This is a genomic window from Stenotrophomonas sp. ASS1 (assembly GCF_004346925.1).
Classification (GTDB): Bacteria; Pseudomonadota; Gammaproteobacteria; order Xanthomonadales; family Xanthomonadaceae; genus Stenotrophomonas; species Stenotrophomonas maltophilia_A.
Genome location: NZ_CP031167.1, coordinates 4227335 through 4246269, shown reverse-complemented (window position 1 = coordinate 4246269; position 18935 = coordinate 4227335). Strand labels below are relative to the sequence as shown.

Sequence of the window (18935 nt, the reverse complement as noted above, 5' to 3'; positions counted from 1 at the left end):
TCCCGTTTAGAGACATTGAATAGTGCAACAGCAATCGGCGGTCAGCCATCGGGGACTGCATCAGACGCGGCTAGGAAATGCCCTAACGTTGAATGAAAGTTGTGATGGGCAACGCAGCGACGCCCGTCACTTTGGACATTGAAGCAGGCGTTGATCGAGATGTGGGAAGTTGGAGTCAGTAGTCGGGTCCCGGGCAAGCCCGAATCATCGTGTACGAACGCACAGGCGAATCTTCTTTGGTTGATGGAACATCATGGATTCGGGGAATTCCAAGTTCCGGCTCTAAAGCGTTGCCTCATAGAAACGGGTCCACGTGACCAAAAGACGAGTAGCGCTAATCGTCAACCGTTGTTCCCGCCAAAGTGACGCATATGGCTGAAAATTAGATGTCCCAATGCGCGGCTGATGGGTGAATATGAAATTCAAGATCTGACCAAAACCCTTTACATCACGGTGTTTGCAAGTCTGCGAGAAAGGAATGGAGCGTCGATAGGAAGAATCAATTGTCATTTCATTGATGTCGGTGAAAGAAGAGTATCCAACACTGAGTCCATCGTGATCCGGAGAAGAACGGTAGAAATCCAAAAGTTCGATGCCTTGTTCTTATCTGCCTATCAGGGAGATTGCGACAGTAATGTCGGTGCGGCGTCTGGCAATTGGATGCCGCTGGTATGCAGTATCTCTGGCGGGCCGAAAGTAAGTCGCTCGTTCCACATGTTGAGAAATTGGTTCTCAGCCTGTGAGTCTCTAAGGATCAGTTTCCGGTTCTGGTGAGTACATGTGGAGCAATGATGTGTGCTGCCATTCCCTGCCGTTGGCGGTGCACGATGAAAATTATGAGAGGAATTTCTATGGCGAAGAAGTGATGGAGTGAGTTCAGAGGCTCAATTGCCCCATCTCCTGGGATCAGGAACATTTCTCCCCGGGGTGGTCTTATCCATCCTTCTCCGCGTACCAATCTGCGCGTCTGATCATTCAGATGCGCAGTGTGCCGCCGATTACCCAACCTTTGGCTGGGGTTGATCGGAAATTCGTAGTCAACCAAGGAGGAATGTCATGAATCGTGTACTGAATCTGCAGCGTTTGGCCTTCGATACCAATGTCAGCCTGATGGGCAATAGCTGCAGCAGCTCCACACACAGCTGCTGTGATGGCAGCGTAGAGGATCCGCGGCTGTAATAGCTGTTGCTGCATGACGTGTCGCCGCCGGCTTCCTAGGTGTCCCGGCTACACCACATGTATTGCCACACCAATCTGATCGATCTACCGCAAGGGATTCATCATCGACGCTATCGACCCAGCGACATGGCCGAGAGTGACTCATCGGCGAATCTCCTATCAGAAAGAGGATCCTTCATTGAATCGAGTTCTCAACTTGCAGAGACTGCTTGTGGAAAACACCGTGTCTGCGCTTGCCAACAGCTGTACCAGCTCCCAGCACAGCTGCTGCGCCACGCCTGTGGAAGGAGAGCGTTAACACAAGAGTCGTCAGCTGATCGTGTGATCCGCCAGCTGTCGTGAGTAAGTGCCAACTCAGGGGGCGCGCTCATCCAGGGACGATGAGCCAAGGAGAGTGACGCTACCTTGAGTCACTAAGGAGAGAAAGAATGAATCGTGTACTGAATCTGCAGCGCCTGTCTCTGGATACCTCGTTAAGCCTGATGGGCAACAGCTCTACCAGTTCGACCCATTCATGCTGCGGCCCCACGGAGGAGCAGAAACTGCAGTAGTTGACCTAAAGGAGGGCGCCGGATATCTGGCGCCCTCCCATGACAATGCCGGCTGCCAGTGCTCGGTTGGAGACTGCGGGCCGATCATCTCCAAGGATAGCGCGTGATGTCTTCCAGAAAACCTACGCTGCGCGAGCTGCGGCATGTTGACAAGGTCAACTTCATCAGCAGCGACGAGCGCTTCTACGAGCCGAACTACGAGCATTACAGGCCGAGCGATGAGCTAGTGTCGATTGTTGATCAGCTTCTAGTGGCGCATGGGCAAGGCTGGGGCATTCGCCGGATCGGAGTGTGGTCCCATGTCTTGCCACTCGCGAGGTCTGGCTCGCGGTCGCTTCCAGCTCAGGGTTGGAAGATCCATTTGTCAGCAATCGAAGATAACTGCAAGCAGATTCTTCAGCGTGTTGCTGAGCTTCTGCTTCAGCGTGATGTGGAGTTTAAGTTCGCCAACGACCGCCGCACGATGAGGATGATGACATCCAAGCGTTGGCCCCGAGGTGGATCTGGGAAGTTCATTACGGTCTACCCACATACGGAGACTGAGTTCAAAGAACTCATCGAGCTGATGTACCAAGAGGTGGGGGCGAATGTCGGATCTTACATCCTGTCCGACAAGCGCTACAAAGACAGCCGCTGTATCTACTACCGGTACGGCGGCATCATCCAAGTGAACCGTCTGGACTTCATGGGAAGAATGATCCCGATGCTTGTTTCACCGTCAGGAGACCATGTCCCTGATCATCGGACCCCGTACTTCGAGACTCCTGAGTGGGCTCAGGACCCCTTCCCTGCCGAGGAAGAGGAAACAGGGGAGATGGTCTTGAACAACGGTCGCTACTTGATCGAGAGCGCGCTGGGCTTCTCGAACACTGGTGGAGTGTACCTGTCAAAGGACACTCTCACCGGTCGCCAAGTCGTCATCAAGGAGGCCAGGCCCCATGTGGAGCTCTATGAAAATGGCGGAGATGCAACCACCCGCCTGGAAAGAGAGATGTCGAATCTGAGCATCCTCAGTCCGCTGGGAGTCGCCCCTGCAGTCTTGGACTCGTTCTGGGATTGGGAGAATTTCTACCTCGTTGAGGAGCATTTCGATGCTCTCGACATGCGGCAGGTCATGCTCCAGTTCTCGCCGCTGATGACGGTGCGCCCAACGGTGGCAGACAGTGAGAAGTTCTATGGTATGTATCGAACGATCTTCATTAATCTCTTCAGAGTCGTTGATCTGGCGCATAGGGCAGGAATGGTTATTGGCGATCTGTCACCCCCAAATATTCTGGTTAAGAAGGAATCCCTGGAGGTGCGGTTGATTGACCTGGAAGCTGCATTCCGACCGTCTCATGGAGAATCCGACGACATCCATACACCTGGATTCAGAAGCAAGATGAAGAGCAGGACAAAGGTAAGCAGCATCGAGGATGACCTGTACGCCGTTTCGGCGATCATGATGTACTCCATGTTTCCGATCGTGGCGATGGCGTATGTCAGAGACGACCTCTTCGACAACGTCCTTCCCATTCTCGTCCAGGATATCGGCTGGGAAGGGACCCCGGTGCTCGATGTGATTCGTGGTCTCGCGCAGGGACGGATCGATCTTCGCGAGGCCGAAGAAAGGCTACAGGTAGGAGCCTCAATAGATGAGCCGTACGGTATGCGCGAGGCTTCTTCTGAGCCAGTGGAGCACTTGATAGAACGGTTGTCTAGGTTCGTTCTGATGAACTATCGACTGAATTCGAAGTACACGCTGTTTCCTTGTGACCCCTTTGCTCTCTCCACAAATGCAACTAGCTTGGGATTTGGTTCCTCCGGCGTAATCTACGCACTCACACGCGCCGGTGCCGAGGTGGCCAATGAAGTACTCGAGCGGCACTTTTCGGATGCAGGACGTCTTCATGAGGCGAACACAGCGCCCGGTGTGCTGACGGGGCTGGCGGGAATCGGATGGGCCCATTTGGCCATGGGCTACGATTCTGTCGGGCTTGGCTTCATTGACATGGCCAACAGAAGTTCAGTTTCGAAGGGCCAGATCTCGTTCTACTACGGAGCAGCCGGCATCGGAATGGCGAATCTGGCAGCCTTTCTTGCCTCGCAAGTCACGAACTATCTGGAAACTGCCTTAGAGCTCGGTCTGCAGCTGAAATCATCTGCGGTTCGTACGGAGAACGGAATCTATTGGGAGGACGACGGCGTCATTCGAGTAGGACTCGGCTATGGTCAATCCGGAGTGGCGCTTTTCTTCCTCCGGCTGTCTCAAGTGACCGGCGATTCTAAGTGGAGGGCGATAGGAGAGTTGGCACTGGCCTACGACCTGTCGAAGGGAAACGAGCTGGAGGCAGGTATCACCACGTTTGCCGCCGCACCTACTGGCCTAACCACCTACGAACCCTACGTGGAGCAGGGTACCGCAGGCATTATAAAAGTCGCCATCAGGTACGGTCTCTGGGATGTAGTTGAATCTCTGGCCTTGGATCTCTACCGCAAGTATTCCGGATTTCCGGGTCTTATTTACGGCCTTGCCGGATTGATAGACACTCTGGTAGATGCCTATGTGTATTCAGGAGATGCAAAGTACCTGAATCTGGCCAATCGCCCTTATGAGGGGCTGACCGACATCTATGTTTTTGGCGACGATGACACAGCGGCGATACCGGGAGAGAACCTGTTTCGCATTTCCTGTGACTACGCCACAGGTGTTGCTGGGGCTATCCGGGCCTTGCATCGACTGAGTTCGCCGTATCCCGATGAATTCTGTCTGGACATCTTGGACGCCCCCTTCTTGAAGGTGCAGGCAGGCCATCAGCTGGGCCCTACCCTCATGGAAGGGCCTGAGTGGGGAATAGGGCAAGAATGAGTACGCCGAGCGGCAGCACTGCGGTGGATCCTGGCCGCGGCCACACACCATGGCGTGACTTCTCGCGTTTGCTAGGCGAGAACCGGAATGAGTACGTGGCGGTGACGATCACCTCCTGTGCAATTGGTGCATTTGAAGGTCTGATACCCCCCCTCCTGATCAAGGCGATTCTTGATGAGGCGTCGTTGAGGGGCGATTTTTCGCGTTTGATGTACCTGATCCTTGGCTATCTTGCGCTAGGTGTGTCGCTCAACGTGGGTGCCTACGTGACTTCGCTTTGGCAGCAGCGATTGGACAATCGCATTGTGAGGCGAGTCAGTGAGGAACTTCTGCGCGTCTTCTACAGTGAACGCTACGAAGACTTCCTGCGAAACGGAGTGGGATACTACATTTCGCGGATCAGATCTGACGTAAAGGATGGTCTGGTACCAATGCTTGCCTTGGTCAGAGGAGTTGCAGTCAAGATCTCCATGCTTGTGGCCTTGGTCATAGCACTGCTCTACATCTCATGGAAGGCCTTCGCAGTTCTTGCCGCAATCATCCCAATTGCCACGATTGTCAGCTTGGTGGTCGGCAAACGCATCAGTGCTTTGACATCTACGGAGCGGGAAAAGGAAGCCCAGGTTCTGGTTGTCCTTGCCAGAGCTGTTGGAAGCCTGAAGATGGTGGGGACGTTCGGATTGACAAGCAAGACGTTGAGTTCGTTCGATAGAGGCATGCACGGCCTCTTGGATGCAGGCTACAGTCGATTCAAGGTGGTGCGCACACTTCAAGGCGCAAGTGATCTGACGATGGTTCTGTCGGATGTCTGCTCGATATTCGTTGGTGCGCTATTTGTCTTTCAGAAGAAGATGACATTTGGTTCGTTCATTGCATTCATGAACGCATTCTGGCGTGCGGCTACAACCCTAATTGCCATCTTCAAGAACTGGGCAGATCTGAAGAGCTACGGCGCCACGGTTCATCGAGTTTCAGGGTTTCTTGAGTTGCGAAAATCGTCTGAATTTAAGTATTCAGAAAGTGTCATAGCCGATCGCTTGTCCTTTAGCTTCGGCCAAACCAGCGTTCTTCGAAATGTATCCACAGTCATTGATCGGGGGCAGAGGGTTCTCGTCACTGGTGACAACGGCTCTGGAAAGACCACACTTGCCAACATCCTCGCGAGGCACCTGCTGCCCACAGCAGGTAGTCTTTCACTGCCTGCACGAATCAGCTCATCCACTCTGCCGCTCGCATTTCCTCCTCTCGCCATAAAGGACCTTGGGGTTGACGTAGAGCTTCTGAAAACACTGGCTGTATTTTCTTCAGAGATTCTTGAGGCCTATCCTGACCAGCTGTCTGCGGGTCAGCAACAGAAGGTTGCCTTGGCCATGGCACTTAGCAAGAGGGCCGATCTCTATGTATTGGACGAGCCACTTGCGAACCTGGACGCCGGCATCCAACGTATCGCCATGGATATGATCATGACGATCACGAAAGGCAAAATACTGATAATGATCATGCACGGCGGAATCGAGTACCGAAATCTGTTTGATACAACTCTTGCGCTTGAGTCAGAGAGTGCTGGGACTATGGATGAGAACGCAGTCCAGCAGGCTTAGTCGGACCCCATGGGCCGGCGCAGAACAGGTGGGACAGCACAGGAGGGTTGCTTAGATGTTTGGCTATTACGTGAAAGTTGCGCTGCATAACGCCGCAAGGAACAAGGTCATCACTGGATTGGTGATTCTGGCGATATCGGTTGGCATCGGAGCGAGCATGACAACCCTCACAGTCATGCACATCCTGTCTGGAGACCCTCTTCCAGGCAAGAGCGGGCACATCTATTACCCTCAAGTTGATGTGAACCCAGAGTCCAAAGGACGTGAGCCCTATGATGTAATGGATTACCGCACCGCATTTGATCTATGGTCGGCCAAGCAGGCGGACAGCCAGGCGATGGTGGTATCCAATCCCGTCAAGGTTAGGTCAGAGCTTCCTAGCGGAGCACCGCTGATGATCTCTTCGATCTCAACAACTTCAGAATTCTTTACGATGTTCGACGTGCCGCTACAGTACGGGCGCGCTTGGGGTGCTGAGGATGACGCGCGTCGCAGCCGTGTCGCAGTGATCTCAGATCGACTCAACCAGCAGTTGTTCGGCGGCCGCAACAGTGTCGGTCAGAGCTTAAGAGTCAAAGACACGAATCTTCAGATCATCGGTGTTCTAGGCCCATGGCGTCCTTCCCCACTGTTCTACAAGATCAGAGGTGGGCGCTTCTCTGGTGGTGAGACATCCGGCTTCTACGGTGTAGCGGACGATGTGTTTCTTCCTCTCTCAGCTAGCCTCGAGATCAACGAGGGCGACTTCCAACCGTTTACCTGTTGGGCTACCCCAGATCGTCCTGGTGTTCTCGAGAGCTCGCCCTGTGTCGCGGTCGCGCTATGGGTAAAGTTGAGTGGTCCGGAGCGCGTTCAGGGATACGATCGCTTCCTCCGTAACTATGCAGCTGAGCAGAAGCGCCTTGGACGTATCAAGCACGACGACAACACCCGGTTGAGGTCTCTGATGGAATGGCTGGACTTCAATCAGGTAGTTCCCAGCGACGTAAAAGTGCAGACGGTTTTGGCCCTCGCGTTCCTTCTGATCTGCCTCGCAAACGTAGTCGGCTTGCTGCTTGCGAAGTTCATGAGACACGGCGGAGAGATCGGCCTGCGTCGCGCGTTGGGAGCGAGCAGAGTCGCTATCTTCACGCAGTGTCTGGTCGAGGCCGGTCTAATCGGTGCTTTGGGCGGCGTGCTTGGCTTGTTCCTAACGTTACTTGGCTTGTGGATGATACGCATCCAGCCAGTAGCATACGCAGATCTGGTGCACCTGGACATCGCAATGTTTCTGGTCACAGTCATTCTATCTTTGCTCACAAGCCTCTTGGCGGGTGCGATTCCCGCGTATCGAGCGAGTTTTATCCAGCCGGTTACCCAGCTGAAGCTGCTTTGAAGGAGTGTGCCATGCAAGTTGGAATCATCGTGGCGGCGCTGAAGAAGCACAAACTGGCCACATTCTTGATCACCATTGAGATAGCCTTAGCGTGTGCAGTTCTATGCAACGCAATCTTCATGTTCATGGAGAAGAGTCGAGCGCTCAACCTTGATAGTGGCGTTCAGGAGTCGTCACTTGGGATCGTCCAGCTCTCCGGATTCAGCGCAGAAGACGCACATGACATCAACGCCCGTGTGATGAACGCTATCCGGGCTATTCCAGGTGTGGAGGCTGTGGGCGCCATTAGTGCTGTTCCCTTTGGCGATCCTGGAGTCCGTGCCGGTGTGAACACTGACGAAGCGCTTGAGCGCTCTGGCGGTGTTCTGGATTTCTACCTTGGGGATGCTGTGGCGCTGAAGTTGCTCGGTTTGAATGTGGTGTCTGGTCGTATGCCGGAGCCGGCCGAGTATGCGCCCATCGAGCAGTACGTCCCATCCAACGCCCCGGTGCTGGTGACTCGGCAGTTGGCCGATCGCTATTGGCCGGGGCAAAGCGCAATCGGCCAAAGCATTTGGGCCATGGATACCCGATTCACGGTAATAGGTACCGTCGACCACCTTGCTGTCTCTCAACCGGGATTGGGAGAGGCATTGGGCAATGACTGGTCGCTCATCGTTCCAGCATTGGCCGGGCCTCGGCTCGCTGGCAGATACCTGGTGCGAGCCAATCCGGAAGATCTTCCGCAGATCTTTGGCCAAGTAGGGAGGGCTATATCGGCGGCTGCACCTGATGTGGTTTTTGACCATTCTGCCAGTCGCCCGGTCTCCGAACTCAGGTCAGACCACTTTCGCGGTGCCAAGGTCATGATGGGGTTGCTTGCCGCAGTGATCATTGCCCTTCTTGGGGCCACTGCATTGGGAATTGTGGGCTTGGCCAGCTATTGGGTAGAGCAGCGCCGGAAGCAGATCGGCATTCGTCGTGCTTTAGGGGCCACGCGATCGGATATTCTGCGTTACTTCCAGATCGAGAATTTTCTGATCGTCAGTCTCGGCATTGCGGTTGGACTGGTCCTTTCCTACGCGATGAATATTGGCCTAATGCGGTTCTACGAGTTGCCAAGGCTACCGGCAGCCTACTTGCCGGTGAGTGCTATAGCATTGTGGTTGCTAGGCCAAGCAGCGGTCCTGGTTCCGGCACTGAAGGCCTCAGCAATCACGCCCCTAGAGGCGATCCGCTCGCTCTGACCCATTTTAGGTGAAGCCGAGCCCGCAGCCCGACGACGCCAAGGTGCGACATGCTCGAGGCGCGATGTTCAACGTGATGCGCCGCTGCGGAAAGTCGAAGCGCGCGCAGAGCAGGGCGGCTCGCACGCGCTCGCGTGATTCGCGCACACTGGTCTCGGCCAAGCCCACGATCTGCGTGACAGGCAGGCCGCCAGAGAGATGCACTTCGACCCGCACCAGCGGGGCGTCGACCCCGGCGCGGGCACGGCTGTGGACCAGCGCCAGGCTCATGTGTGGCTTCCTGCGGAGGGATGTTTGATGGTGTGGCAGGCGCTCTGCGCAGGGATATCGGGGTTTGTTGGCGACGCAGCTAGGAGGATTCCGACAGGTGCCCGGAGCGTGCCTTGTTCCTATGCGGCGACCAGTCTCTGCAATGTGAGCGCCGGAACTCGCCCGGTATCAAGTGGATCGACGTTGATCAGCCAGAACCGCCGCCATCAGCCCATCCGTGGCCCCTGCCGGCTCTCTTCCTGCTGCCGCTCCTGCGCTTGCGCCAGCTGCTGCGACTGCTCCCGGTCCTGAGCGCCGAGGCTCCGGTTGGCCGCTGCATACTGCTGCTCCGGTGCGATCGCCAGGGCGTCCTGTGTTGGCATCTGCACCCGGTTGGCGGCGGGGTCCGATGACGCTCCCGGCCCGGAGCGTGTCACGAACAGCGTGGTACCCGCAGCACGGGTTTCGGTGGCTTCACTCAATGCCATGTCTACCTTGTCGCCGGGCTTGAACCCGGCGTCTGCCGCAAGCCGGTAGGCGCTGGCCAGCAGGCGGTCGCTGCTCTGGTCCCACGGCTTGTTGTTCTTTTCATCCAGCATGGCTACCGACGAGCGCAACTGCTCCAGCAGCCCGCTGCCACCTGGGCGCAGGGCTGTGCTGTGGTCTCGGTCTACGTCAGCGTCGTGCTGCGTGGCAGGCCTGGAGGTGTGTGGCGAAGGTGCGTTCGGTGCGACACCCCCAGGTTGTTGCTCCTGCTCTGAGGTCGTGCGCTGCACGTGTGCCTGTGCAATCTCCTTTGGCGTGGTGACGGAAACGATCTGCATGCGCTCGTCATCTTTCCCAGCCAGTGTGGCCAGCGAGCCATCCTTCTGTACCTGCAGCGTGAACGTGCCGAAGTCGGGCACGGCGCGTGCATGATCCTGGGCAACGGCGGCTACGGCGTCATCAATCTCTTCGGCACTGCGCACAATGCCGGCACTACGGTAGGCGTCCACCACCTGGCTGCGCAGGCCGTACTCGGTCGGCGTGGGGTTGGCCCGGGCGATGTCGGCCATGGATGTCAGCTCCTGTACGCCGGCCTGCTGGCTCTGGCGCGTACGATTGAGCTCCTCGATGATGCTGCCCTCGGCCGGGTTGGTGCCATACACCCAACCCGGCGTTTGCCACTGCCCGTTGGCGTCCTGTGTGTACTTCTCGCCGTTGGAGGCGCGCAGGGGCTGCGTCTGGGTCAGCGCGTTGGTGATCACCTCCGGTACCGGCTCAATGGTGGCGAACTCGTGCCAGTTGTACTGGTTGAACGCGACCTGGTAACGGGCGGCGAGCGCCTCGGGCGTGTTTGTCGCGTTCTGGGCAATGATGCGCTGCGATTCCCGTTCCAGTTGGCCGGACTTTTCCGGGCCGACGGGCACGCTGTAGTCAAAGGGAACGCGTCCATCAATCATTGAGTGGATGGAGAGGTTCCATTCGCCGTTGTGCGAATTGCGCACGTAGTGGCGGTTGGTTTCAAACGGCTCGCGCGGCGGCGTGCTCTCGCCGCCTGCATCGAGCTTGAAGGGGTTCTGCGGCCTGGGCAGGTTGGCCATGCCCAGTGAATAGGAGTCGTTGGCGGCTTTGTAGTTCAACTCGTCCACCAGCCGGCCACCGGCGACCATCGTGATCTCGCGGTAGCTTCCGTCGGGCTGCGGTGTGCGCACGCTGCGGCTCCAGGTGCCCTCTGCATCCTCCGGGTCGCGGTTCCATTCGTTGCCACTGCGGTCCACTTGGGTGTAAACGGCTTTCTTGTCCTGGTACTGGGCCCAGTACTCACCGGCGAAGCCGCCGGCCACGCCGCCCAGCAGTCCGGTAGCCAGCGCACCTGGCCCGGTCCACGAGCCGGTAACGACTCCGTACCCTGCGCCCAACAGGAAGCCGCCGCCAAAGCCGCCCGCGGTGCGCCCCACGAAGTGGGTGGCCGCAGATTTTGCGCCGGCGTCGTTGCCCTCGCTGCGCAACTCGGCCACGCGGTGGCCGGTGATGGCGAAGTCCACGGCCAGTGCGGCGACACCCGCGGCCCCGAGTACGCGGGCGCCGGTAATCTGTCCGCGCGCGGCGGCAGCTTCGGCGGCACCTTCTGCAGCGCCCGCTCGCCCTGCAGAGCCAGCCAGTTCCGGAGCCGTGCTTGCCGGGCCAGGGCGCACGATGGTCAGTGGCATTTCCGGGTTGAACGCAGTGCGTACGCGGGCAGCGGTGTGCTCGGTCAGCGGCAGGCGACCGCCCTGGTTGGCCTCCTGAATCGCGGTGCCCATTGATGCGCGGCCACCCCAGCGCTCGCTCAGGGTCGAGTTGCCGGGTTCGTCGATGGCATCCAACGCCGCCTTCACATTGGCTTCGGACTGGGTGACAGCGCGCCAGCGCAGCTCGGAGGGGTTGAGGGTCTTCAGTTCCGCAATCTGCGCGGCGTGGGTGCGCTGGTAGCCGTCCAGATCGGAGAAGAAGGTGCGGATCTTGGCGTTGGCTTCCGCCGCGGTCATGTTCTCGGGCGTGTTGGTAACCAGGTCGCCGTTGAGGATGCCGGCGCGAAGGGTGTATTCCAGGTTCTGGATGCGGGCACCCATACGCTCGACGGCAGCAGCGCGCACATCCGGCGGAGAATCCTTCGCCAGCAGGGTTCGGCCATCGTAGGTTTCCGTGAGGTCCTCGAGAACGAACTTCAGTTGATCCGTGTACGCACTCAACGGGCCGCCTGAGTGTGGCGAAATACCCAGGCGGGTTGCCAGCGCGGGGTTCGCGGGCAGGTTGAGAATGTTGTCGGGGCCGTGGAGCGTGAAATGACCACTCCTGGCAAGCGACTTCAGCAGTTGGCTTTGCTCGAACGCATTCTGTTCGATCAGATGGTGTCCCTGAAAAACCGGTGTGTCGGCCATGCGCACCACCTCGTTCAAGAATCCGTTTGAAGGAGCTCGTCTTAGAGATCGGCTACATCACGCAGCCGTACGCCGGAGAAATTGGCCGCAGCCAATGCATCAAACATCGCGCGGTCGCAGATGGGCGGTGCGCCCATGCGATCCTGGCGGAAGATATGGGCATCGCCCACAACGTCCTGTTTGAACACCAGGCTGGCTCCGCCGACGAGGCTGTAGAGCTTCTCGTCCTCGCCGGTCTGATAATTGTGGTCGAGCTTGATCCTCACGCGGGAAGCGGCTTCATCCAGGGCATCGAGCCTGCGCAGCACATTGCCCAGGTAGTACTGAGGGCCGGGGCTGCCGTCAGCAAGGCTGAAGTCGCAGGCCACAAAGGCAAACGCCTGGGGGTCCATCTGCTCAAACAGCTGCTTCAGCGGCTCCGACACAATCCAGATGCCAGCGAGCTCTTCCAGATCGCGTGGCATTGCGCCCTTCTCGGGCACATGAACCAGGTGGGGGCGCTCCGGATACTGGCCTGGCGTTCCATCAGGACGCGAGATGACATTCATCCCCGGATCGATCAGCTTGTCTTCGTTGGCGATCTCTATACCGGGAACCCCGCCGTTGCTCAGCAAGCCTGCGTCGATCAGGAAGAATTCGCCCTTGTGGGGTGCGGCTTCGGCTGAAACTTCGATGGCGGTCGATTCGGTCACGGGGGCTTCCATCATGGATGCAGGGGCAGAACGGGAAAAGCCGTTGAGCCGATGCTAGCGGGGCTTCTGCGCAGCCACAAGTTGCGCCGAAACGGTGCCGGGGGCACGTGGTTCACGCGGCTCTTTTGGGATTTCGGAACAATGCCGAGGAGATGCTGCCATTCCTTCCACTGCCTGCAATGGTCTGCTGGATAGGCGGAATGACGAGGGAGATTCCAGCCGAGGGTGGCCTGGGTCCCTGAACACGCAGCGCTGGTCATCAGGCACCGACCTGTCAAGGCGCCCAAGCCGTGCCTCAACCCACGAAGGCCCCGCACTTTCCACCAGCAACCGCCCCTGGCTCTGGTGCAGATCCAGCCAACGCTCGAAGCTGAAGCGCAGACGCTCGATGTCCGGTGCCCGCCACCGTGCATCGGCAGGCATGCGGATCAGCACGCGCGAGGGTACGTTTTCCACGTCCATCACCAGCACGCCCTTGCACCGGATCTCGAAGGACGTCGCCCCGGCAAGGCGCGCGTGCAGTTCAAAGCCCTCGTGGGCCTTCGCGGTCACAAAGCCGAGCGCATCACTGTGCAGCAGGCGGTAATCGGCCGGCTGCAGCTTCTGGTAGGCCCAGACCTGATCGCCCGCGGGCTCGGGCCACTCCACCCACATCGCGCCGATCACCGCGATGCACACCACCGCAGCGGCAAGGCCGTGCATCTTCATTTGTCACCCCGCACACAGGCAGAAAGGTCCGCGCCATAAGCGCGCTCAGTCCTTGGGGCGCATCCGCTCGTGGATGAAGGCGGTCAGCGCCAGATCGGCCATCACCAGCCCCTCCATCACCCGGTCGCCCACGTACTGCTCCGGCTCGCCGTTCTGGCGCGTGCGCTCGGCCGCCAGCAGGATCTCCTGCACGATGCGCTGGCCGGTGAGTGCGCAGTCGGCGTCGGACAACTGCATCTGCCGGCTGCGCAGGTGATGCCGCTCGGGCCAAGGCTGGCCATCGGCCGCAGCGCCCGCGCCGATGGCGTGCAGGATGGCGATGAGGCTGTTGGGATCCGGGGCCGGAGCGGCCGAGGGCGCCTTCTGGATCGGGCGCGGGGGCGGGGAGTGCGGCGTGGTCATGGCGGGCTCCGTGCATGCAAGCGGACGCCGCCACCGATAAAGGTGGCGGACAGGGCGTGGCTCGAAAACCGGTTGCTAGACAAAGCCGGCGGGCACGAGGCCCCCACGCCCCGCCCGCCATAGCCGGCAGACGGATTGCCAGCCGGCACCACGCGCGGTGGTGCCGGCTGGCAAGCGCAAACTTACGTCTAGCAATCCGGGTTTTCGAGTCCCGACCACCGATGCACGGTGGCGTAGTAACGATTACCTGCTGTTGTTCGGAATGCCAACGGGTAGGGGTCAATGCCGCCAGAACCCGAGACGCTTTTGGCATTGTCGCATAGCACCGGAAGCGGCGAGAGCCTTGGCGTGCTAGGCGGAACGGCACTTCTGGAACGGAGTCGACAGAACCTTCCGTCAGAAATGCAAGGCGCGGCAAATGCGACAGCACTCGCCCATCGGACATGTGTGATCGCTCATGCAACCGAACCGCTGCGACACCCGCTGGATGGTTTGAATGACTTCTTGCCTATTGAACCTACCGAGTGCGGCGCGCAATCTGACTACTGCTGTAGTCACTCACGATCGTCCTGCCCGCAGTAGGAAGGTTCTGCAGCGCTCGTCTGGATTCCACCCACTGATGCAGGCCAAAGAAGGACCACCGTACGTGTCACGCCGCAGCCGACTGCTTCTCTGCGCGGGTCTGGTCCCGCTTCCATGGTTCCTGTTCTGGACCAGCGTTGCCGCCGTGTTCTCGCCGGGCTACAACCCGCTTGCACAGCACGCCAGCGAGCTGCTGCAGGCGCCGACGCTCGCAAGCATCTGCGCCAGGATTGCTGCCATTGGCTCCGGTGTGGGCTTCGTGGCGTTCTCCATCGGGGTATGGCGGGAGTCCGGTCGCCGGATTGCAGTAGGTGCAATCTGCTGGTTGGTCTTTGGCATTACCATGCTGACCAACGGGCTCTGGCCCATGGGCCATCCGATGCACGGCTTCTACACCATCGGTATCGCCAACATCATTGCACCGGCGATGTCGCACATCGAACTGAGCGCGTGGTCTGCCAATCAAAGAGCGTACGCCGTGACCGCTGTGGTGAGCATCGGGGGCATCGTCTATCTCTGGTTGAACGTGGTGGGAGCTGATCCGGAGGGGTTCAGGGGGCTGACACAGCGCGTGTTCTCGTCGATCAACTCGCTGTGGCCATTGCTGGTGGCGATGTACCTGCTGCGCAAGGATTCAAGCGCGCTGAAGGCGGAGCCGGCGCATTGATGGAAAGGCATGGAAAGGGTATGGCTGTGTTGTACGTAGAGTGCGCTGTATGGCAGCTCCCGGTCGGGAACTGCCGTTCAAGGGCCGGCCATCACTGTCCGGCTGCGCATTTGGTTACCAACGGGCGCTATGATTAACCCGGCACTTCAATCTGAGGAAGCACCCGACGTAGGGCGGCCACAAGCCTTGGTTCGTTGTCGTTGAGCAACGCACGGGCAATCCAAGCCTCGAATGCATCCTTCGGTGTCCGCTTTAGATATCGTGCTGCCTCAGCAAACATCCCTTTGTTGTCAAATACGGCGAGCAATGCCGGAACTTCTCTGTGCTGAATGGCCGTTTCAATTGCGTGCCTGCGCTCGGCTGCAATGGCAGAGATGTCAAATCCATCGGTCTGAGCTGCATAGGCGGCCTGGATGTCTTCAATGGTCTGAGTTCTGCCCAAATCGATCTTCTTCAGAGCGCGGTCAATTCGTCGCAGCGTGTGTCTAATGACGACGGGACTGATGCGATCATCTTGGTTGGCAAAGTCCAGCAACCTCTCGTTGAGGCCGGCTATGTGTGCGTTCAATTGCTGATCGGGGACGTGTTCTGTGAGGGCAATCGCCCCTGCTACCTCAGGCAGGAGAAAAAGATTCTCTACCTCTGAAACGGGCAATACAAATATATTGTGCTGGTTAAAGTACTCAATGTCGGATGCGTCATAGTCATCTGCGTCAACAATTCCAGCGCAATGAATGCGGGTTAATGACGCGTTACCTCGCATCGATATCACCGAGTGTATGACATCGCTGCATGATCCGCGGGGAATGACCGTCCACTGGGCGTATGCGCTCCGATAGACCGCTCTGTCTAGACTTGAGAGGTCGCCTTCAACGAAGAGGATCGGGCGGCGGCTTCCTAGCAGAAGAGTGGTGAGTTCTTCGGTGAATCCTGTTTCTTCGGGGACTGGTTCAAGCGCCCATTGGGGACCATCTGGGTTGTAGCTTTGGATGGCGTACTTTTGCCCAACCCGAGATGCAGCAAATTCAAGGTCGTGCGTGATGTATACCAGAGCGCAATCGCGGCGAAAATTTTCAAGTTCATCCCCAAGCCTGTTGATGATCGATCGATGGACATGTAACTCGGGTTCGTCGATAAGAAGGAGTGAGTTTGGTGCTGCCATCAGCATCTGGCCGGCCAGATAGAAGACTGATCGCTCTCCGTCACTCATTGCGGATGCGCTGTAAAGGGCTTCCATTCCTGGAGCTCTCACCTCAATGTTGTCACCAGTGATTACGAGTTCGCGGTGTGGAATGAGGCGTTCCCAGATGGCTTTGAGGGTCTCGAACTTGGTTGGCTCAGCTGGTTGATCGACGCCGGCGCGAGCATTCTGGTGCGTTCTAAGCGAGGTTCGAGATTGCTCAGCGAAAAGTGCTTGCACTAGGAAATCAAAATCATTGAGTAGGGATACCGCAGCCTTGCCATGCGCCCAGCGATGGGCTTCCCGGTAATGGATGCCTACATCTTCTCCCGCAAAGCCAAATCGAAGCCCCTTGAGTGCGAGGCTTTCGCTTATCTTTGGTACGGTTGGGTCCAGTGAGAGAGCGCGGTGTGCAGAAATGCGATGGACACCTTCGCCAGCTCCTTGCTCTATAAGTAGCGCAAGGCGCGTTTTCCCGCTGCCATTGGCGCCAACAAAGGTTGCTGATGTCCCGGGTTCAATGGAAATAACTATAGGGTCGCCCTGAGTCGGGACATCAAAATGAAAGGTCATGCGCCGGTCCTTGTGGATGCTTGGGAGTAGATGAATTTTGCGATTTCCAAATCTTGTACGGCGTGGCAATGGGATGCAAGATGGGTCTGTCATTTTGAAGCTTCATCTGCCCTCCTCAGAACGATTTGGTTCTCCCTCCCACATCACCCCCACATTCAACTCACTCTCTTCGGTAGGTCCGATACTTCAGCTGCTTTCGGGCGGATTACAAATAATCGAGGGAGCTCCCTTGTAGAAGCGCCGTGCGGCTTGATTCGGGCTTTTTGATGTCCGCTTCTTGCCGAAAGCCGACATCGACGAGACGGATGGACGAAAAGGGATTCCCAAAGGACAACTGGATTCCGATGGCAGCATTCGATCATTCCCTGCTAACCCTCCGATTCTTCGGAGACGAGCTCCTGCCAGACGAGAACAGTGCCTTGCTCGGCGCGACTCCAACCGTCGCACCACAAGGGCCAGGAACTCAGGAGCAACCACTCAGGTGCTGTGCGTATCGCCAAGATCGGAAGCTGGCGACTCAGCGGACCTCGTCGTGAACCTGAAGACTTAGAAGCACAGATCTTCGAGATTCTCGATCAGCTCACCGGAGATCTCGCCGTATGGCAGTCATTGACTCGCTTCTGGCCTGACCTGTTCTGCGGTCTCTTCATGGGCAGCAGCAACGATGGTGTCTCGCTTTCGCCCCGCCTCCTGCTCGCGCTAGGAGAGCGCGGCATCGAGCTAGGGCTGGACATCCACGAAGCCGATGAAGAAGAGCGCGACGCTCCGTGCCCAGAGGTCATCAATTGATGATCTCCCCACTCCCAGACGCCACAAATTCCTTCAACTGCCGAACGAACTCCGCATCGTGGAGCTCCCACTCCACAATTTCCCCCACAACCCGCAACGGCTCCGCACTCCGATACGAGCGCGTCGGATTCCCGGGAAACTTCTTGTTGGTCACGTTCGGGTCGTCCTCGAACGGCCCGGTCGGCTCCACCACATACACACGCGGTCGCCCTTCACCCTTGGCCATCTCCGCAGCCAGCCCGGCGCCCTTGGCAATCGTGGTGAAGTAGATGTGGTTCATCACCACGCTGTCGCGATAGTTGGAGCGGAAGCCCGCGCTCAGTAGTTCGCCCACCGCGAGGTCAGCGCGGGTGCCGTGATAGAACGGCCCGGCGACCTGGTCGCAGGTGTCATGCGAAACGGGTGTCCATTCGGTGTCCTGCGCCATCGGCACTGCCCCTGCGTGTCCTGCCGGATCGACAGGCCGCCGAGTCTAGGGCGTCCGGTGGGCCTTGCTGCAAGGCCCCATCCGGGAAATAATCTGTAAACGGGAGGCGCGGTGCGCCTCCTTTTTTCATTCTGCGGCGCCGCGCCCTTCCAGCTCGCGCACGGCGGTTTCCAGCGCGTCCAGCTTCTGGCGCGTCTTCAGCAGCACGGCGCGCTGCACTTCGAACTCCTCGCGGGTGACCAGGTCCAGCTTGGCCAGGCCGGCCTGCAGCGCGCTCTTGAAGGTGGCCTGCAGTTCCTCGCGCGATTCGCGCAGGCCCGGCGGCACCAGGTCGCTGAGGCGACGGGCGAGGTCATCGATGTGGTTCAGGTCGATCATGGGGGTGCTCCGTGGGGTGGGGCCCGTGCATCCGGCGCGGGCAGGCCATTCGCGCACAAGGATACTGCTGGCACCCACTGCCCGGACAGGCGGCAGCGGCTTCGCACGGGCCGCGTTCAGGCGCTATCCTCCACGCCGGAAGACAGGAGATAGACGATGAAGATGGTCATGGCGGTGATCAAGCCGTTCAAGCTCGACGACGTGCGCGAAGCGCTGGCCGAGCGTGGGGTCACCGGGATCACGGTGACGGAAGTGAAAGGCTTCGGTCGCCAGAAGGGCCATACCGAGCTGTACCGCGGCGCGGAGTATGTGGTCGATTTCCTGCCGAAGGTGAAGCTGGAAGTGGCAGTGACCGATGACCAGGTTGAGGCGGTGGTTGAGGCGATCGTGAAGGCGGCGGGCACCGGGAAGATTGGTGACGGCAAGGTGTTCGTGTACGACCTGGGCAGTGTGGTGCGTATTCGTACCGGTGAACTGGACGCGGACGCGTTGTAAGCCGTTCGGCGCGATGTTGCATAGCCGAGCCGATGCTCGGCTTGCTCTTTGTAGAGTCGAGCTTGCTCGACTGCTCTGCGCTTCAGTCGAGCAAGCTCGACTCTACAAAG

15 protein-coding genes and 2 pseudogenes are annotated in these 18935 nt (G+C 58.4%); 9 read left to right on the top strand and 8 right to left on the bottom strand.

The annotated features are described in order from the left end of the window. The first annotated feature begins 1056 nt into the window (after positions 1–1056). The 6 genes from MG068_RS21175 to MG068_RS19620 all read left to right on the top strand — a co-directional run bounded on the left by MG068_RS21175 (position 1057) and on the right by MG068_RS19620 (position 8780). Complete coding sequence (locus tag MG068_RS21175; protein WP_197573011.1) at positions 1057–1179, top strand: class III lanthipeptide; 123 nt, start codon at positions 1057–1059, stop codon at positions 1177–1179. Between the two features lie 428 nt (positions 1180–1607). Then, entirely contained in the window at positions 1608–1730 is a 123-nt protein-coding gene (locus tag MG068_RS21355) for a class III lanthipeptide (protein WP_197573012.1), read from the top strand. 106 nt (positions 1731–1836) lie between these two features. Further along, positions 1837–4578, top strand: a complete 2742-nt coding sequence (gene lanKC / locus MG068_RS19635; protein ID WP_081352253.1) for a class III lanthionine synthetase LanKC — start codon at positions 1837–1839, stop codon at positions 4576–4578. Then, positions 4575–6179, top strand: coding sequence for an ABC transporter transmembrane domain-containing protein (locus MG068_RS19630; protein ID WP_132810943.1), 1605 nt, complete (start codon positions 4575–4577; stop codon positions 6177–6179). The genes lanKC and MG068_RS19630 overlap by 4 nt, the downstream gene beginning before the upstream one ends. Positions 6180–6234: 55 nt before the next feature. Next, positions 6235–7554, top strand: a complete 1320-nt coding sequence (locus MG068_RS19625; RefSeq protein ID WP_132810942.1) for an ABC transporter permease — start codon at positions 6235–6237, stop codon at positions 7552–7554. Positions 7555–7565: 11 nt separating this feature from the next. After that, positions 7566–8780, top strand: a complete 1215-nt coding sequence (locus tag MG068_RS19620) for an ABC transporter permease (protein WP_071227694.1) — start codon at positions 7566–7568, stop codon at positions 8778–8780. Positions 8781–8837: 57 nt separating this feature from the next. Here the strand turns inward: MG068_RS19620 and MG068_RS19615 are convergent. From MG068_RS19615 to MG068_RS19595, 5 genes and pseudogenes are all read right to left on the bottom strand, one after another. After that, positions 8838–9050: pseudogene (locus tag MG068_RS19615) on the bottom strand (magnesium chelatase domain-containing protein); the annotation flags it as partial. A 206-nt stretch (positions 9051–9256) separates the two neighbouring features. Further along, positions 9257–11932: an XVIPCD domain-containing protein gene (locus MG068_RS19610; protein WP_132810941.1), complete on the bottom strand. Its 2676-nt coding sequence runs from the start codon at positions 11930–11932 to the stop codon at positions 9257–9259. A gap of 41 nt (positions 11933–11973) precedes the next feature. Further along, complete coding sequence (locus MG068_RS19605) at positions 11974–12636, bottom strand: imm11 family protein (protein WP_206138670.1); 663 nt, start codon at positions 12634–12636, stop codon at positions 11974–11976. Positions 12637–12864: 228 nt separating this feature from the next. Beyond that, positions 12865–13332: pseudogene (locus tag MG068_RS19600) on the bottom strand (cold-shock protein); the annotation flags it as partial. 45 nt (positions 13333–13377) lie between these two features. After that, on the bottom strand, positions 13378–13734 hold the full coding sequence (locus MG068_RS19595; protein ID WP_132810939.1) for a hypothetical protein: 357 nt from the start codon (positions 13732–13734) through the stop codon (positions 13378–13380). A gap of 646 nt (positions 13735–14380) precedes the next feature. On the opposite strand from MG068_RS19595, the gene MG068_RS19590 reads away from it, so the two are divergent. Next, positions 14381–14983, top strand: a complete 603-nt coding sequence (locus MG068_RS19590; RefSeq protein ID WP_132811163.1) for a DUF998 domain-containing protein — start codon at positions 14381–14383, stop codon at positions 14981–14983. 133 nt (positions 14984–15116) lie between these two features. Here MG068_RS19590 and MG068_RS19585 read toward each other — a convergent pair whose 3' ends face one another. Further along, positions 15117–16736 (bottom strand): AAA family ATPase, encoded by a 1620-nt coding sequence (locus MG068_RS19585; RefSeq protein ID WP_132810938.1) that lies wholly within the window; start codon positions 16734–16736, stop codon positions 15117–15119. Positions 16737–17222: 486 nt separating this feature from the next. Here MG068_RS19585 and MG068_RS19580 point away from each other — a divergent pair, with 486 nt between their 5' ends. Then, on the top strand, positions 17223–17525 hold the full coding sequence (locus MG068_RS19580) for a DUF4279 domain-containing protein (protein WP_240792098.1): 303 nt from the start codon (positions 17223–17225) through the stop codon (positions 17523–17525). Here MG068_RS19580 and arr read toward each other — a convergent pair. Both arr and ubiK read right to left on the bottom strand, forming a co-directional pair. Further along, on the bottom strand, positions 17518–17952 hold the full coding sequence (gene arr, locus MG068_RS19575) for an NAD(+)--rifampin ADP-ribosyltransferase (protein ID WP_132810937.1): 435 nt from the start codon (positions 17950–17952) through the stop codon (positions 17518–17520). The two genes, MG068_RS19580 and arr, sit on opposite strands and share 8 nt — an antisense overlap. A 126-nt stretch (positions 17953–18078) precedes the next feature. Beyond that, positions 18079–18330 (bottom strand): ubiquinone biosynthesis accessory factor UbiK, encoded by a 252-nt coding sequence (gene ubiK / locus MG068_RS19570; RefSeq protein WP_049421110.1) that lies wholly within the window; start codon positions 18328–18330, stop codon positions 18079–18081. Between the two features lie 156 nt (positions 18331–18486). Here ubiK and MG068_RS19565 point away from each other — a divergent pair, with 156 nt between their 5' ends. Beyond that, a complete protein-coding gene (locus MG068_RS19565) occupies positions 18487–18825 on the top strand; it encodes a P-II family nitrogen regulator (protein WP_005411374.1) in 339 nt (112 codons plus the stop codon). The last annotated feature ends 110 nt before the right edge of the window (positions 18826–18935 follow it).

Coding starts and splice junctions, on each gene's coding strand:
- MG068_RS21175 (WP_197573011.1), top strand. CDS start 1,057: ATGAATCGTGTACTGAATCTGCAGCGTTTGGCCTTCGATACCAATGTC.
- MG068_RS19630 (WP_132810943.1), top strand. CDS start 4,575: ATGAGTACGCCGAGCGGCAGCACTGCGGTGGATCCTGGCCGCGGCCAC.
- lanKC (WP_081352253.1), top strand. CDS start 1,837: ATGTCTTCCAGAAAACCTACGCTGCGCGAGCTGCGGCATGTTGACAAG.
- MG068_RS19585 (WP_132810938.1), bottom strand. CDS start 16,736: ATGACCTTTCATTTTGATGTCCCGACTCAGGGCGACCCTATAGTTATT.
- MG068_RS21355 (WP_197573012.1), top strand. CDS start 1,608: ATGAATCGTGTACTGAATCTGCAGCGCCTGTCTCTGGATACCTCGTTA.
- MG068_RS19610 (WP_132810941.1), bottom strand. CDS start 11,932: ATGGCCGACACACCGGTTTTTCAGGGACACCATCTGATCGAACAGAAT.
- MG068_RS19595 (WP_132810939.1), bottom strand. CDS start 13,734: ATGACCACGCCGCACTCCCCGCCCCCGCGCCCGATCCAGAAGGCGCCC.
- ubiK (WP_049421110.1), bottom strand. CDS start 18,330: ATGATCGACCTGAACCACATCGATGACCTCGCCCGTCGCCTCAGCGAC.
- arr (WP_132810937.1), bottom strand. CDS start 17,952: ATGGCGCAGGACACCGAATGGACACCCGTTTCGCATGACACCTGCGAC.
- MG068_RS19625 (WP_132810942.1), top strand. CDS start 6,235: ATGTTTGGCTATTACGTGAAAGTTGCGCTGCATAACGCCGCAAGGAAC.
- MG068_RS19565 (WP_005411374.1), top strand. CDS start 18,487: ATGAAGATGGTCATGGCGGTGATCAAGCCGTTCAAGCTCGACGACGTG.
- MG068_RS19620 (WP_071227694.1), top strand. CDS start 7,566: ATGCAAGTTGGAATCATCGTGGCGGCGCTGAAGAAGCACAAACTGGCC.
- MG068_RS19605 (WP_206138670.1), bottom strand. CDS start 12,636: ATGGAAGCCCCCGTGACCGAATCGACCGCCATCGAAGTTTCAGCCGAA.